Annotated in this window: 13 protein-coding genes; 5 read left to right on the forward strand and 8 right to left on the reverse strand. The window is 68.5% G+C overall.

What is annotated here, in order from left to right; genetic code table 11:
• Positions 1-107 precede the first annotated feature (107 nt).
• A complete protein-coding gene (locus ACFWQC_RS10300; RefSeq protein WP_378676727.1) occupies positions 108-1,805 on the reverse strand; it encodes a fibronectin type III domain-containing protein in 1,698 nt (565 codons plus the stop codon).
• 279 nt (positions 1,806-2,084) lie between these two features.
• On the reverse strand, positions 2,085-3,107 hold the full coding sequence (gene fbaA / locus ACFWQC_RS10305; RefSeq protein WP_378676730.1) for a class II fructose-bisphosphate aldolase: 1,023 nt from the start codon (positions 3,105-3,107) through the stop codon (positions 2,085-2,087).
• Between the two features lie 161 nt (positions 3,108-3,268).
• Between fbaA and ACFWQC_RS10310 the strand changes: the two genes are divergently transcribed.
• A complete protein-coding gene (locus tag ACFWQC_RS10310; RefSeq protein ID WP_378676732.1) occupies positions 3,269-4,414 on the forward strand; it encodes a hypothetical protein in 1,146 nt (381 codons plus the stop codon).
• A complete protein-coding gene (locus ACFWQC_RS10315) occupies positions 4,411-4,902 on the forward strand; it encodes a SigE family RNA polymerase sigma factor (protein ID WP_378676735.1) in 492 nt (163 codons plus the stop codon). The genes ACFWQC_RS10310 and ACFWQC_RS10315 overlap by 4 nt, the downstream gene beginning before the upstream one ends.
• A gap of 393 nt (positions 4,903-5,295) precedes the next feature.
• On the opposite strand, the gene ACFWQC_RS10320 is transcribed toward ACFWQC_RS10315, so the two are convergent.
• Entirely contained in the window at positions 5,296-5,985 is a 690-nt protein-coding gene (locus ACFWQC_RS10320; protein ID WP_378676738.1) for a TrmH family RNA methyltransferase, read from the reverse strand.
• 104 nt (positions 5,986-6,089) lie between these two features.
• On the opposite strand from ACFWQC_RS10320, the gene ACFWQC_RS10325 reads away from it, so the two are divergent.
• Complete coding sequence (locus tag ACFWQC_RS10325; protein WP_378676740.1) at positions 6,090-6,815, forward strand: DedA family protein; 726 nt, start codon at positions 6,090-6,092, stop codon at positions 6,813-6,815.
• On the opposite strand, the gene ACFWQC_RS10330 is transcribed toward ACFWQC_RS10325, so the two are convergent.
• Positions 6,812-7,978 carry an aminotransferase class I/II-fold pyridoxal phosphate-dependent enzyme gene (locus ACFWQC_RS10330; RefSeq protein ID WP_378676743.1) on the reverse strand — a complete coding sequence of 389 codons (1,167 nt, stop codon included), beginning with the start codon at positions 7,976-7,978 and terminating at the stop codon, positions 6,812-6,814. The two genes, ACFWQC_RS10325 and ACFWQC_RS10330, sit on opposite strands and share 4 nt — an antisense overlap.
• A 19-nt stretch (positions 7,979-7,997) precedes the next feature.
• On the opposite strand from ACFWQC_RS10330, the gene pyrE reads away from it, so the two are divergent.
• Both pyrE and ACFWQC_RS10340 read left to right on the forward strand, forming a co-directional pair.
• The gene (gene pyrE, locus ACFWQC_RS10335; RefSeq protein WP_378676746.1) at positions 7,998-8,534 is read left to right on the forward strand and encodes an orotate phosphoribosyltransferase; all 537 of its coding nucleotides are present in this window, start codon (positions 7,998-8,000) and stop codon (positions 8,532-8,534) included.
• 43 nt (positions 8,535-8,577) lie between these two features.
• Complete coding sequence (locus ACFWQC_RS10340; RefSeq protein WP_378676749.1) at positions 8,578-9,252, forward strand: DedA family protein; 675 nt, start codon at positions 8,578-8,580, stop codon at positions 9,250-9,252.
• A 21-nt stretch (positions 9,253-9,273) separates the two neighbouring features.
• On the opposite strand, the gene ACFWQC_RS10345 is transcribed toward ACFWQC_RS10340, so the two are convergent.
• From ACFWQC_RS10345 to ACFWQC_RS10360, 4 genes are all read right to left on the reverse strand, one after another.
• Complete coding sequence (locus ACFWQC_RS10345; protein WP_378676752.1) at positions 9,274-12,303, reverse strand: family 16 glycoside hydrolase; 3,030 nt, start codon at positions 12,301-12,303, stop codon at positions 9,274-9,276.
• Between the two features lie 132 nt (positions 12,304-12,435).
• Positions 12,436-13,104 (reverse strand): hypothetical protein, encoded by a 669-nt coding sequence (locus ACFWQC_RS10350; protein WP_378676755.1) that lies wholly within the window; start codon positions 13,102-13,104, stop codon positions 12,436-12,438.
• Between the two features lie 73 nt (positions 13,105-13,177).
• On the reverse strand, positions 13,178-14,233 hold the full coding sequence (locus tag ACFWQC_RS10355; protein ID WP_378676757.1) for a hypothetical protein: 1,056 nt from the start codon (positions 14,231-14,233) through the stop codon (positions 13,178-13,180).
• Positions 14,234-14,354: 121 nt separating this feature from the next.
• Entirely contained in the window at positions 14,355-14,900 is a 546-nt protein-coding gene (locus ACFWQC_RS10360) for a chloramphenicol phosphotransferase CPT family protein (protein WP_378676760.1), read from the reverse strand.
• Positions 14,901-14,991: the final 91 nt, after the last annotated feature.

A 14,991-nucleotide genomic window follows, 5' to 3' on the forward strand; every position in this document is an offset into this window, starting at 1 on the left:
CCACCGAGGTAACTCGGTGAGCATCAGGCGGACCCACGGCCTTCGAACGCGACAGGGCGGGGAGAGCCTCTCGGCTCTCCCCGCCCTGTTTCTCGGCGTGTGATCGACTAGAACACCGCGGCCACGGCGCTGGTCAGCGCGTCACCGATGTTCTCGAGCAGACCGCCCTCGTCCTCCTCGGCCGGAGCGTCCTCGGTCGCCTCGTCAGCAGGCTCCTCGGTCGTCGGCCGCGCGGCCGGGCTCTCCGACTCGCTCGGCGACGCCTCGGGCTCCGCCGGCTCCTCAGCAGGAGCCTCAGCCTCGTCGCCACCCGGGAGGATGTCGTCCAGACCCGGCAGCAGCGGCGAGTTCTCCGCGGTCGGCTGCTCCTCGGCAGGAGCATCCTCGGCCGGGGCCTCCGGCGATCCCGGCTTGTCGGCCGGAGCGTCGGACTTGTCCTCGCCCGGGGTGTTCGAGCGGAGCGTGGTGTTGCCGTTGAGCTCCCTGGCCTCGCTGCCGTCGGAGTTCACCGTCAGCACGCGGCTCGGGGCCGACTCGTTGCCGTCACCGTCGATCGCCGTCACCGTGACGTCCGCCGTGTCCCACAGAACGAGGCAGGTCACCCGGTACGTGGTTGCGTCGTTGACCGTGTCACCGAAGCACAGTCCACCACTGACGCTGACCCGGTAGTCGATCTCGGCGTCAGGCGTGACCTTGTCTTCGTCGGTCGACTGGTTCCACTCGAGATCGAAGCCGAGCGGACCCTCGCCGCTCGCCTTGAGACCCGTCGGCACCGTCGGCGCGATCTTCGTGGTCGTGCCCGGGACCCCAGCGGAGCGCGCGGACTTGTTGCCGGCGCCGTCGATGGCCTCTACGGAGTAGGTGTACGTCTTGCCCGCCTCCAGGCCGGTGTCCTCGTACGACGTGTCGTTCACCGGTCCGACGAGCTGGCCGTTGCGGTAGAGGTTGTAGGTGACGTCGCCGACGCCGTTCTCGTTGTCCTCGGACTCGGACCAGCTCACGTTCAGCGTGCTGTCGCTCGGGTCGCCCTCGTCAACCATCACTTCCGCAGGCATCGCCGGCGGCTGGATGTCCATCACGCACTCGACGTGGCTGCGGTCGGACTCGTTGCCGCTCGTGTCCGTCGCCGTCACCCAGAACGTATAGGTGTCACTCGGGTCGAGGCCCTCGTAAGTCGCGAACCGCGGACCGGTTTTGCTCGGGTCCAGGCCTCGAGGCGATCCGACGGTGAAGCCCTTGAGGCGCTCCCCGTCGTCGTCCCGCTGCGGCTGCCAGCTCACCGTCGCCGAGGTCCCGCCCCACTCGACCTTGCACTCGTTGAGCGTGACCGGCTCAGGAGCAGTGGTGTCCGCCGGGTCTCCTGGGTTGTCGTTGCCGCCATCGCCGTCGTCATCATCGTCGTCATCGTCACACTGCGGCAGCCACGGGAGGAGCTCGCACTCGCCTGGCTGCTCCGGATCCGTCGGCGGCTCGGTCTCGGTCGGCGGCGGGGTCGGCTCCTGGCACTGGGTCAGGTCAGGGCGGATCTCGCAGATGTCCACACCGGCGCCCGGCGGACGAGTGTCCTCGCAGGCGCTCGGGTCGAGCTCACAGGTGGGCGTGCTTCCCGACGGGACGTTGCCCGCGGGGATGAAGGTCACACCGGTGTTCGCAGCCGGGACGATGTCGTCGTCGACGACCTCCGGCTCGTCGGAGTCCTTCTCCGACGGCTTGTCGTCGGGCTCCAGAGTGTCCGGGTCGCTGGGGAGCGAAGACTCCCCGGTGGTCGGATCCTCCTTCGGCGAGCTCTGTGGATCGCTGTTCACGGTGCACGAGAACAAGACGAGTAGCAGGATCAGAATGATCGCGCCTATGACGATTCCGCCGATTGTGCGGTTTCGCGCAGTGGTTTCCATACCGAGGATGTCCCTCCCAAGATCAACGCCAAAGGGACGGTCCGACCTTGTTACCCGAGGGTCGCCGTCCAGCTAGGGCATTGAATCGCTTTACCAATGACCGGCACAACGACATAAGCCCGAGTTTGCTATGCCGTGTGCCACAACGTTTTCCGAACCGGGACCATTGGCCCATCCCCGGCGTGTCGCTCAGCCGATGGAATTGCCCGCAGAACCGAGATGCTGGGCACCCTCGACGACCCGAGTGGCCATACCGGCCTCAGCGAGCTTGCCCCACGCGCGAGGATCGTACGCCTTCTTGTTTCCGACCTCGCCGTCGACCTTCAGAACGCCGTCGTAGTTGGCGAGCATGTGGCCGGCGACCGCGCGGGTGTAGGCGTACTGGGTGTCGGTGTCGATGTTCATCTTGACCACGCCGTAGGAGACCGCCTCGGCGATCTCCTCGGCGCTCGAGCCGGAGCCGCCGTGGAAGACGAGGTCGAACGGCTTCGACCCTGAGGACAGGCCGAGCTTGGCGACGACCGCGTCCTGGGCGTCACGCAGGATCGAGGGGCGGAGCTTCACGTTGCCCGGCTTGTAGACGCCGTGCACGTTGCCGAAGGTGAGCGCGGTCAGGTAGCCCTCGACGCCCAGCGCGTCGGCGGTCGCGATGGCGTCCTCGGGGGTCGAGTAGAGCTTGTCGTCGATCGCTCCGACGATGCCGTCCTCCTCGCCACCGACGACGCCGACCTCGATCTCGAGCACGATGTGGGCGGCCTTGGCCTTCGCCAGCAACTCCTCGGCGATCTGCAGGTTCTCGGCCAGCGGCACCGCGGACCCGTCCCACATGTGACTCTGGAACAGCGGCGCCTCACCGCGCTGAACGCGCTCGGCGGAGAGCTCGAGGAGGGGGCGTACGAAGCCGTCGAGCTTGTCCTTGGGGCAGTGGTCGGTGTGGAGCGCGATGTTGACGTCGTAGGACTTGGCGACCTCGGTCGCGTACGCGGCGAAGGCCACCGAGCCGGTCACCATGTTCTTGACCGTGGGGCCGGAGAGGTACTCCGCGCCGCCGGTGGAGATCTGGATGATGCCGTCCGAGCCGGCCTCCGCGAAGCCGGCCAGTGCCGCGTTGAGCGTCTGCGACGAGGAGACGTTGATCGCGGGGAAGGCGAAACCCTTCTCCTTGGCGGTCGCGAGCATCTCGGCGTACTTCTCGGGGGTGGCGATGGGCATCTGGGGGTCTCCTTGAGATCCGTTGTCGACCGGTGCGCTGGTGGCCAGCGTAATGCGCCCCCGACCACACGTTGCCAACGCTCGGAGTTGGATCGATCAAGCAGGACAACCGATCTGCCGCGAGATCCGTATCCACTGGTGAGACTGATCTTGGAGGCAACATGGACTGGCAGGAAACCCTGGAACGGGCGATCCCCCAACCCCCGCCCACCCGCCCCGACCCGGCCGCGCTCGTGGCAGACGGGAAGAAGCTCGTACGCCGCCGGCGGCTCGCCGTCGTTGCCGGCACCGCCTTCGCGGTGGCCGCCGTGATCGGGATCGGCGCGGTCGTCGACCCCTCGCGCGACAGCGCCACCCCGAACCCGCCGATCGCGACCCGGTCGACGGCCGAGGACTGGCCGCCCGAGGTCGACCTCCCGCTGAGCGACCTCGCCCCGGTCAAGTACGACTTCGAGACCGGCGAGACGACTCTCCAGGACGGTTGGACCGAGGTGGATCGGGTCGGCGCGCTCACGACCAGCAACTCGCTCGCGGTCGAAGTGACCAACGGAAGCAAGACGGTCTACGCCTACTTCCCCGACCCGAGCGAGGTTTCCTTCACGGATGCATCTCGTACGACGTCGAAGGGCTTCCGGGCCTGGGTCGATGGTGTTTCCACGAACCAGCCGGACATCATCTGGGAGGCTGGTCGCGAGCTCAGCGTCGGTGGAACCGGCTGGAAGGTCGTTCGCGAGGTTCCCAACCCCCTCGGCTTCGACCCGCCGTGGGAGTCGCTCGGGGCAGTCCTCGAGCGAGATGGAGTCGAGCAGTGGATCCTTCTCAGGGGAAGCCGCACGACGGAGAACGCGGTGTCACAGGGGATGACCGGGACCTACGCGGTTCCCGGGCAGAGCATCGATGACTGGCTGGCGGAGGCGGAAGAGTCGGACCGCAAGGACTACCGCCCGGATCGGACCGACTTCGAAGTGGCCATGACCGACGTGGTCGAGTTCGGATCCGGGTCAGAGGTCGTCCCCACCGAGGAGGGGGTGGAGATCCTCGACCAGGCCGCCGACCCAGACGTCGGCACGTCCTTCTCTTCCGGAACATCGCGGACCGTGGCCGCCCGAATCACCGTGGACGGGGAGGAGCAGTACGTCCTGATCCAGGAGAAGGAGAGGGGCGAGACGGGGAGGCCCGCCACCTGGGCCTTCTCCTACACGCTGCTCCCGGCTCCTTACGCGGAGGACCGTCGGCCCCTCGCTCTGGACGAGTTCGCCGCGATGGTGAAACGTCGCACCCCTCCCGGAGGGGAGATGTGGCGATGAGCGCGCACGACGAGTCCTTCACCGCGTTCGTCGCGGCCCGACGATCACACCTGGTGCGGGTGGCGTACGCGCTGTGCGGGGACTGGCACCGGGCGGACGACCTGGCGCAGACGTCCCTGCTGAAGCTCTATGCGGCCTGGCGCCGGGTGGAGCCCGGGGCGGAGGAGGCGTACGTCCGGACGATCCTCGTCCGCGCCCACATCGACCAGACCCGGCGGCCGTGGTGGAAGCGGGAGCGCTCCGGCGACCTACCGGAACGGCCCGGGCCCAGCGAGCAGGTCGAGGAGCGGTCCGAGCTGTTCGAGGCGCTCCAGGAGCTGCCCGAGATGCAGCGCAAGGTGGTCGTCCTGCGCCACTGGCTGCACCTGTCGGTCGCCGAGACCGCGCGCGAGCTGCGGATCAGCGAGGGCACCGTGAAGAGCCACTCCTCGCGCGGCCTTGCCACGCTGCGTACCCGTCTGGAGTCGGGAGACGCCTCCCGGACGTGACCCGACAGAGCAAGAACGGTCGGGCGGGCATGCCCCGGACGCGCCTAGCCTCAGGGGCATGCCCAAGGTGGGGACCTGGTCGGCCAGTTCGACGACGCCGGACTGCTCGACGACGTCGTCGCCGGGATCTGCCCGGTCACCCTCGGCGCCGGGGCGCCACTGCTCCCCCGCCGCATCACCAGCAAGCGGATGAGCGTCATCGACGTCCTGCGGACCGGCGAGCAGGTCCAGATCCGCTACCGGATCGAGAGACGCTGAAAGCCCCCGCTGCCGCCCGGCCCCGAGGCCACGCACCCACGAATAGTGGGGCACATCCGGGCGACCCGGGAGTTAACTTTAGCGGATCCATTTCTCGCGGGTGACACCGGGTCGTAACCGGGTTACAACCCGCCGTCAGCCGCGCCAGGCCTGCTCGGAGGAGAGATCGGCGTGCTGGACGACCCAGGAGTGCATCGCGATCGCCGCCGCGGCGGAGGCGTTGATCGACCGCGTCGAGCCGAACTGCGCGATCGAGAAGGTGCCGTCGACGCTCTCGCGAGCCTGCTCGGACAGACCCGGGCCCTCCTGCCCGAACAGGAAGCAGACCGACTTCGGCAGCTCCATGGTCTCCAGGTGGAGCGAGCCGGGCAGGTTGTCGATGCCGAGGAGGCGTACGTCTCGTTCATGGAGGTACGCCGCGAGCGCGGGCACGTCTGGGTGGTGGTGGACGTGCTGGTAGCGGTCGGTGACCATCGCGCCGCGGCGGTTCCAGCGGCGGTTGCCGACGATGTGCACCTCGGCCGCCAGGAAGGCGTTGGCGGTGCGGACGATGGTGCCGATGTTGAAGTCGTGCTGCCAGTTCTCGATGGCGACGTGGAAGCCGTGGCGGCGCCGGTCGAGGTCGGCGACGATCGCCTCGAGCGTCCAGTAGCGGTAGCGGTCGACCACGTTGCGGCGGTCGCCGTTGGCCAGCAGCTCCGGATCCCAGTGCTCCCCCTCGGGCCAATCACCTGGCCACGGGCCCAGTCCGACCTCCGGCTGCCCGTGGGGCATCGGGTCGTACGGCGCTCTGGATTCAGCCTCTGACGGTCGTGTCTCGTTCATCGACGAGTCAGAATATTCGACAACAAGAGTTGTTACCTATGGGTACCGTAGGGCGGGTGACAGGTGCGGGGACTTTTGCGCCGATGTTGGCCGGTTTGGAGTGGATGAGTCCGGACTTTCTGCTGGCCACTTTCGGCGAGCCGCTCTTCTGGATCAGCCTGATCATCATCTTCATCGAGTGCGGTCTCTTCTTCCCGTTCCTCCCCGGTGACAGTCTGCTGATCGCGCTCGGAATCTTCATCGCGACCGGCAAGATCGACATCTTTCCCGGGCCTCCCGGCGTCGAGATCGTCATCGCGATGCTCTTCTTCGTCGCCGCGGCGTTCGCCGGCAACGTGACCGGCTACGAGATCGGCCGAAAGATCGGCCCGCGGCTCTATGAACGCGACGGCCGGTTCATCAAAAAGCGGCATTTCGACCAGACCCGCGAATTCTTCGACAAGCACGGCAACAAGGCGTTGGTGATCGGCCGGTTCATCGCTTTCGTACGCACCTATGTCACCGTCGTCGCCGGAGTCACCCACATGGACCGCAAGCGGTTCTACTTCTGGAGCCTGGTCGGCGGCGTGCTGTGGGTGCTCGTGGTGACGCTGTTCGGCTTCTTCGTCGGATCCCGCTGGCCCTGGCTGGCCGACAACATCGACTACCTGATCCTGCTGCTCTTCGCGCTCGCGTTCCTGCCCGCGATGGTGGAGTGGTGGCGTCGGCGGCGTACGGCCTCGCGCCTGGCCGCGGACCTCGACGACGACGGCCACCCGGACCGCGACATCCTGGGGTTGGCGGTCCGGCCGCGCACCCCAGCCGACGACGACCGCCGGGCCGACCACTAACGCGTCAGATCCCCGCGGGCGAGGCGGCCGAGAGCCTCCTCGATCACCTCGCGCTGCTTGGTGAAGGTCCACCTGACCAGCTGCTTCCCGGCATCGGTGTCGTAGAACCCCTGCAACGGGATGGCCACGACGCCGGCCCGGTCGGGCAGCGCGCGGCAGAACTCGAGCCCGTCATTCCAGCCGAGGTCGGTGATGTCGGAGACGGCGAAGTAGGTGCCCTCCGGGATCGTCACGTCCAGGCCGATCTGCTTCAGCCCGTCGCACAGCAGGTCGCGCCGCCCCTGCAGGTCGAGGGCAAGCTCCTTGGGCCAGTGGTCGAGATGCTCGAGCGCGTACGCGGCAGCCGGCTGCAGCGGGGCACCGGAGGTGAACGTCAGCCACTGCTTGGCACCCAGGAGCGCCTGGACCAGGTGCTCGGGGCCGGTCGCCCAGCCGACTTTCCAGCCGGTGAAGGAGAAGGACTTGCCGATGCTCGACAGGGTCAGGGTGCGCTCGCGCATCCCGCGGAGCGTGGCGATCGGGACGTGCTCCACGTCGTCGAAGGTCAGGTGCTCGTAGACCTCGTCGGAGACCACCGTCAGGTCGTGCTCGACCGCGAAGACGGCGACCGTCTCGAGCTCCTCGCGGGTGAGCACCGTGCCGGTCGGGTTGTGCGGGGAGTTGAGCAGCAGCACCTTCGTCTTCGATGAGACAGCGGCCTCCAGCGCCTCGTGCGGCAGTCTGCCGCCCGCCGCCGACGCGTCCAGGCTCAACGTCACCGGACGACGTACGCCGCCTGCGAACTGCACCATGGCCGGGTAGCTGTCGTAGTAGGGCTCGACGAGGATCACCTCGTCGCCCGGGTCGACCAGGGCGAGGATCGCCGCCGCTATGCCCTCGGTGGCGCCAGTGGTGACCGCGACCTCGCGCGCCGGGTCGAAGGTGAGGCCGTAGTGGCGTTCCTGGTGGGCCGCGACCGCTTCGCGCAGCGCCGGGATGCCGGGCCCGGGGGCGTACTGGTTCCGTCCGCTCTCCAGGGCGTTGACGGCCTCCTTGATGATCTCGTCGGGCCCGTCCACGTCGGGGAAGCCCTGGCCGAGGTTGACCGCGCCGGTGGACGCGGCCAGCGCCGACATCTCGGAGAAGATCGTCGGCGGGATGCCGTGAAGTCGTCGGGCAGTCATGAGACTTAGGCTAGGGGGCGTGACCACGGATCAGAGCCTCGCTGCCGACATCGACGCCACCTGCCGCCTGCACGGGGAGTTCACGCTCCGCTCGGGGCAGGTCAGCGACACGTACTTCGACAAGTACCTCTTCGAGGCGAACCCGGCTCTGCTGGACCGCGTCGCAGCACGGATGGTCGAGCTGCTCCCGGAGGGGACCGAGCTGCTCGGCGGCCTCGAGCTCGGCGGCATCCCGATCGTGACCATGGTGTCGGCCAAGACCGGCATCCCGGCGATCTTCATCCGGAAGAAGGCCAAGGAGTACGGCACCGCCAAGCTCGCCGAGGGTCCGTCCTTCGAGGGCAAGCGCGTGACCCTGATCGAGGACGTGATCACCTCCGGTGGTGCCGTACGCGACGCCGTCAACGCGCTCCGTCCGCTTGGTGCGGTCGTGGACACTGTGGTGTGTGCGATCGACCGGTCGCCCGAGCCCGGTGAGTCGCTGCGCGACGTCGAGCTGGAGATCCGCTCGGTGCTGACCCGGGCCGATCTGGACGCGGTCAACGCAGCCTCCTAGGCTTCGGCCGCCCGGCCCACCCACACACTTCGAAGAGAGCCTCATGATCCTCACCGCCAGCCAGCCCGAGGAGCTCACCGGCGTCGCCGGCTGGGCGGTCGACCTGATGGACAAGCTCGGCCCGGTGGGTGCGGGGCTCGGCATCGCGCTGGAGAACCTCTTCCCGCCGCTGCCCTCGGAGATCATCCTGCCGCTGGCCGGGTTCACCGCCGCGCAGGGCCGGTTCACGATCGCCGAGGCGCTGATCTGGACCACGCTGGGCTCGGTCGTCGGCGCGCTCGTGCTCTACCTGATCGGTGCCGCCATCGGCCGTGAGCGGGTCTACTGGATCGGCGAGAAGCTGCCGCTGGTCAAGACCTCCGACCTGGAGAAGACCGAGGCGTTCTTCGAGAAGTACGGCGCCTGGACGGTCTTCTTCGGCCGCTTCATCCCGATCTTCCGATCGCTGATCTCGGTGCCCGCCGGGGTCACCCGGATGCCGATCTGGAAGTTCCTGCTCCTCACCACCGTCGGCTCGGCGATCTGGAACACCATCTTCGTCGTCGCCGGCTACCAGCTGGGCGACAACTGGGAGAAGGTCGAGCCGATCGTCGGCCGCTTCCAGAACGTCGTCATCGTGGTCGTCGCCGTCGCCGTGGTGGCCTGGATCGGCCTGCGCATCTACAAGATCGTCCGCGGATCCGACAACGGGGCCAAGGACGACTCGCTCGTCTCCTGACCCCGCTGTCGGGATCGCGCGTCAGTCGGTGAGCTCCTTCATCTGAACGTTGCGGTAGTAGACGGTCTCGCCACCGCCGTGGTTCTGCATGCCCACGAAGCCGGCCAGGTCGCGGGCGGGATCGGTGCTGGTGAAGTCGTTCACCAGCTTCCCGTTGAGGAAGATCTTGACCGTCGAACCCTCGACACGGATGTCGTAGGAGTTCCACGACCCCACCGGTTTGAGAGCGGCAGCGACGGCCTCCGGATCGGCGCCCTGGAACGTGTAGATGGCGCCGGTGGTGCGGTCCGGAGCGTCGCTGGCGTCGATCTGGACCTCGTAGCCCTGGTTGACCGCGACCCACGGGTCGTTGCCGGGGTTGGGGAAGCCGATGAAGACGCCGCCGTTGTCATCGCGGACCAGCTTCCAGTCCAGCTTCAGGCTGTACTCGCTGAACTCCTTCTCGGCGTACCACAGCAGGCCGAGGCCGTTGGTCGTACGCAGCGAGCAGTCGTCCTGCCGGCCGAACGAGCCGGGTCCGGCCATCCGCCAGGAGGCCAGGGAGGTCAGGGTTCCGTCGAAGAGCGACTGGTAGCCACGGGCGGGTCGCTGCGGCGTACAGATGTCTTCGCCGCCACCGACCTTGAGCGTGTCGAGGTTGACGTTCCCGTCATCGCCTTCGTCGTAGCGGAGGGAGATCCGGTTGACCCCGGCCTTCAGCTTCATCGACCGGGCCGCGGTGCCCCAGGTCTGCCAGTCGCCGGTGGACTCCAGCGCCCACGGCTCGACCTTCGTGCCGTTGACGTAGACGGAGACCTCCTTGGTGCCGGGCGCCGGGTCCGGGCCGTTCGCGTAGCGCAACCGGACCGGGTACGTCCCGGCGCGAGCGACCTTCGCGTCGAAGGTGACCGAGGCGCCGACGTTGCCGAAGCCGTCCACGAACCCGGAGCCGGAGTAGCCGTTGTGCTCAACATCGACGTCAGCGCTGCCACCCAGGGTCGCCTGCTCGGCCTCGAGGTAGTTGCGATCGGCCGGCGACCTGTCGCCAGGGATCGAGTTGAGCGTGTACCAGGCCTCGGTGTTCCACAGCTCGTCGCCGCCCTTGGCAGCGAACGGCCGCGGCGAGCGCAGGTGCACGACCCGGCCCTCCTCCAGGCCGTCGACCGTGAGCGTCACGCTGGTGCGATCGTCGGAGACGCGCGCCCGGGAGACGAACAGCGGTCGCTCGTCGACCTTCGGACCCCCGTACGACGGCCGCGGCGCGTAGCGCCAGTGGGTCATCCGGAAGGCGGCGTTCGGGTCCGCGGCGATCTTGTCGACAGTCTCCTGGGAGAGCGGCTGGGTGTAGCGGATCTTGAACCCGTCACCGGTGGCGCGCATCGAGAGCATGTCGAACGCCGAGCCGTCGCCGGGGCTCATCCGCTGCAGGCCGTAGCGGAGCTTGCCCGGCTCGCTCCAGTTGCCGGCCTCACCGATGCCGCCGACGTAGATCGATCCGTCGGGACTGAGCAGGGTCCGGTTCACGCCGGCCTCGAGGCCGGCCGAGTAGCGGAAGACCGCGCCCTGGTACTCACCCTCGACCTTCTCCAGGAAGCCGCGCTGCAGACCGCCGTAGGTGACGTCGCCGAAGATCATCTGACCCTGATAGGCGCCCTTCTCGAGCATCACGGGGCTGCTCGGGGAGTTGCCGATCTCGCCCTGCGGAACCCACAGCGCCGGGTCCGTGACCGGCTGCTCGTCGAACGGGCCGGACGGGTTGGTGTAGTGGTTGAAGAACCGGCCCGGCTTGACGTGCACCAGCTTGGAGCTGGGCAGCCAGCCGCCCTGGTTGTCCATCACGAACAGGTCGCCGCCGGGTCCGCGCATCATCCCGTTGGGTGTACGCAGCCCGCCCGCGAGATAGGTGACCTTGCCGGTCTTGCGGGAGATCTTCAGCGTGGTGCCGCGGTTGGGTGCCGGCTGCGGGTCGGTGGTCGCTCCGCCGAAGTTGATCGCGACGGAGAGGTTGACGTAGAAGCTCTCCTTGTCGTGGAGGAGGCCGAAGGCGAACTCATGGAAGTTCTCACCGAACGGCCACTCCGCGACCTTCCGGTGCTGGTCGTAGAAGCCGTCCCCGTCAGGGTCGGTCAGCTCGGTCAGCTGGTCGCGCTCGGAGACGAAGATCGACTCGCCGATGACGGCGACGCCCATCGGGTTGAACAGGTCGGTCGCGACCTTCTCCACCGTGACGTCCTCGGGCCCGGTCGCGGTGCGGGGGTTGCTGAGCAGGAAGATCTCGCCCGGCTCGGGGTCCTCGACCCAGCCTGACGGGCTCACCGACCCGGAGGTGACCACGGCGAGCCGGCCATCCGCGGCCCAGTCCAGCGCGGACACCATCGGCTCGAAGCCGTCCGGCCGCAGGTCGGTCAGGTCGTACGCCGGGTGGACGCTGTCCAACTGCATGCCGTCCCCGGCGGTGTCGTCCTGCCCCTCGCAGTACTTCGTGCCCGGCGCGGTCACCCGCACCACCCCTGCCTCGGTGCTCAGGACCTCGGTCGGCACCAATGAGAAGTCGGCGGCGCCCGGCGGGCGCCACTGCAGGCGCAGCACCTCGCCGCCGCCGTCCTCGAAGTGCTCCACGCGCAGGTCGTGGTAGCCCTCGCTCAGGGTGACGCTGCCGTCCTTGGGAGTCTCCCCGTGAAGGCCGTCGTGGTCGATGACCTCTTCGCCGTCGATGACCAGCCGAGAGCCGTCGTCGCTGATCAGCCGGAAGTCGTAGGACCCGGCGGTGGCGATGTTCAGGTTGGCCAGGGCGTGCGAGATGAATCGGTCGGCGAGGCCGAAGTCGGCCGGCGAGTCGTAGTCGATGAGCGAGGTGAGCTTGTCGACGTTGGGCGTCTGGCCTGCGCGCAGCGTGCACAGCTGGTCGATGGGCCGAGCCATGTCGTAGGTGCGCAGCGTGACGCCGGGCTCCTGCGGTGGCAGGTCGGCTGCCTCAGCGGCGGTGGCCGGGCCGCCGCCGAGGAGCGCGGCCACGACCGAGAGGCCGACGAGTGAGCCGAGCACGGCCCTGGACGGGGGGATATGGGTCATCGGGGCCTCCACGGGGGGATGTGACGAGTGCCACATCAGAAGGTAGAGGCGCCGAATGAACTTCGTCAAGAAGTTTTGAAACTTTCGCAAGTCAGTTTGAAATGTCCTGACTCGGCTGTTTTCTCGAGATCGTCAGAACTGCTGGTGGGTCGGCGGTCCCACGCCCGGCACCGGCTGCTGCCAGGGGTCGGCGGGCTTCCGCCGGGCGAACCAGTTGCCTGCCCTACCCACGTACAGCATCAGCAGCGCGGCGATGATCAGCGCGGGATAGAGCACCACGAACAGCGAGAGCAGGGCGGCGATCGAGCCGACCACGGTGAGCAGGATCCGGGCCACCTTGGAGCGGAACAGCACCATGATCCCGAGCGGGATCGCGATCAGGCTGAGCACACCGCAGACTGCGAACCAGATGATCATGAACAGCGTCACGCCCTTGTCCGAGGACGTCGGGTCGTTGTAGTCGGCGATCCCCGTGGGCACCATGAACACCGAGATCAGCAGCGCGATCACGGACCCCACGATCGTCATGACCGACGCCGCGACCACCGTCCCCGGGCGGGTGTCGGGATCGGGCTGCGGATAGTGAGGACGAAGGTACGCTGGGGGCTGCTGACCCATCGCGTACTGGCCGTAGACCGGGGGCGCCTGGCCGTAGCCGGGGGGCACCTGGCCCCAACCCTGGGGCTGCTGCGGCTGCGTGGGCTGCGGGGCGGCGTACGGCGTCGGGGGTGGCGGCTCCTGCCCCTGGAACGGCGGCTCGCCGCCGTAGGGGTTGTCGAAGGAACCGTACTGATCTGACATGCCGCGGAGCCTATCCGGCAGTCGGGGTCAGCTGCCGCACCATTTGGCCGCGGGCCTCGGCCTCAGCCTCAGCTCAGCCACGGAACCAGGCGGCGACCTCGGGTCGCAGCAGGAACGAGAAGGTCGCGACCGCGGCGCCGAAGAGGACCACCGCCGGCGGGAAGGCGAGAGCGAAGAGGAGCAGCGAGAGCGCCGAGACGCCTGCGGAGATCATCAGCGCGACCCGGGCCCAGGAGTGGCGGCGGATCGCGAAGGCGGCGAACACCGCGGCGGCGACGCAGACGAGCGCCACCAGCACGGCCATGACCCAGACCGAGGCGACGATGATGTCGGTCGTGTAGAGCTCCGCCATCTCGCGCATGTTCGGGTCGCTCTCGGCCTGCTTGCGCACCTGCTCGAGGATCAGGTCGGGGTTGGCGGTCGCCGTCACCGCCGAGGCGAGCATCATCAGCGCGGTCAACCCGGAGCCGATCCAGGTGAGCACCGCCGCCGCCGTCACGGCGCCCGGACGGCGCTTCGGCGCGGCCTTGGTGGCCTGGGCGATCGCCCCGGTCCACGGCGGCGGCTGCTGCTGTGAGAGCCGAGCCGGTCCGGAGGTCGAGTCTGTCGAGTCTGTCGGTGAGGTCGAAGCCGGCGGAGTCGGCGCGACGTACGACTCCTCGTCGGGGTCGCCGCTGTCGAGCGCCTCCCGCTTGGTCGGCGAGACGCCGTCGAACCAGTCGCGGGTGGGCGACATCCACAGGAGTACGACAGCCACCGCTGACAGCGTGGACCAGAACCCTCCGCCGAACATGCCGGCGAAGAAGAGCGGCGCCGCGATCACGGTGAGCGCGAGCCGAGCCTGCTTGTTGCGCTGCAGCACGTGCCAGCCGAGGATCACCGCCGCAGCCGCCATGGCGCCGGTCACCAGCGCCATCACGTGCATCAGATCGAGGATGTTGTCGAGGCCGATCCCTGAGCCGGCGAGTGGCGGCTCGGCCAGCACCTCTTCCACCCGCTCCCGGGTGTCCAGGCTGCGCAGCCCGGAGATCTGGTCCCAGGCCGTCACCACGGTGAGCAGTGAGCCGAGCACGATGAGCCACCCGGCGAGGGTGGCCTGACCGGGGCGGGGAAGCTTCGTTTCAGACATGTCGGGAATCATTTTCTCATCCCTGCCAACCCCACCCGCCGCGAGGGCGGCCAGGTCGGCCGAGTGGGCACGCAGATGACGTCTCGGCCAACGCGGGTGACGCCTCGGCCGACGTACGCGACTACTCGGCGCGAAGTCGGTCGAAGGCCTTGGGCGCGGTGAGAGCGGGAAGCGCCTCGACGATCTCCTTCGCGCACGCGGCCGGGGTCGCGGTGGTGGAGTCGACCCGGATGTCGTACGCGTGCGAGTAGACCAGGGTCTGCGACCGGGCGAGGCCGGCAGGACGGTCGCCGCGGGCAGCCTCCCGGCGTTCGAGCTCCTCCGGCGAGCACCAGACCTCGACGAGGGTGACGTCGTAGCCGTCGAGCACCTCGAGCAGATCCTCGAGCCGCCAGGTCTCGCTCAGCGGGTAGTCCATGATCACGTCGTTGCCGACCGAGGCCAGGGCAGCGACCGTGCGGTGGTAGCCCAGCCGCGTACGCCTCAGCATCTCCGCGATCCCGGCGTCGTCGAGATCACGCGTATGAACCGTCGACCGCATCCCGCTGATCCCGTCGACCGGGACCAGGAACCACGGGTCCTCGAGCAGCGGCAGCAGCTCCCGCCCGATGCTGCTCTTGCCCGAGCTCGACGCCCCGTTGAGCAGGATGATCCGACCGTTGCGCACGCGAGGAGACTACTGCCGAGGCGTCACGTACGTCGGCCGGGTGGGGGGCCGCGGGGCCCCACCGGCCCCCCCGGGGGGGCCCCGCCCCCCC

The sequence above is a fragment of the Nocardioides sp. NPDC058538 genome (genome assembly GCF_042719275.1).
Classification (GTDB): domain Bacteria; phylum Actinomycetota; class Actinomycetes; order Propionibacteriales; family Nocardioidaceae; genus Nocardioides.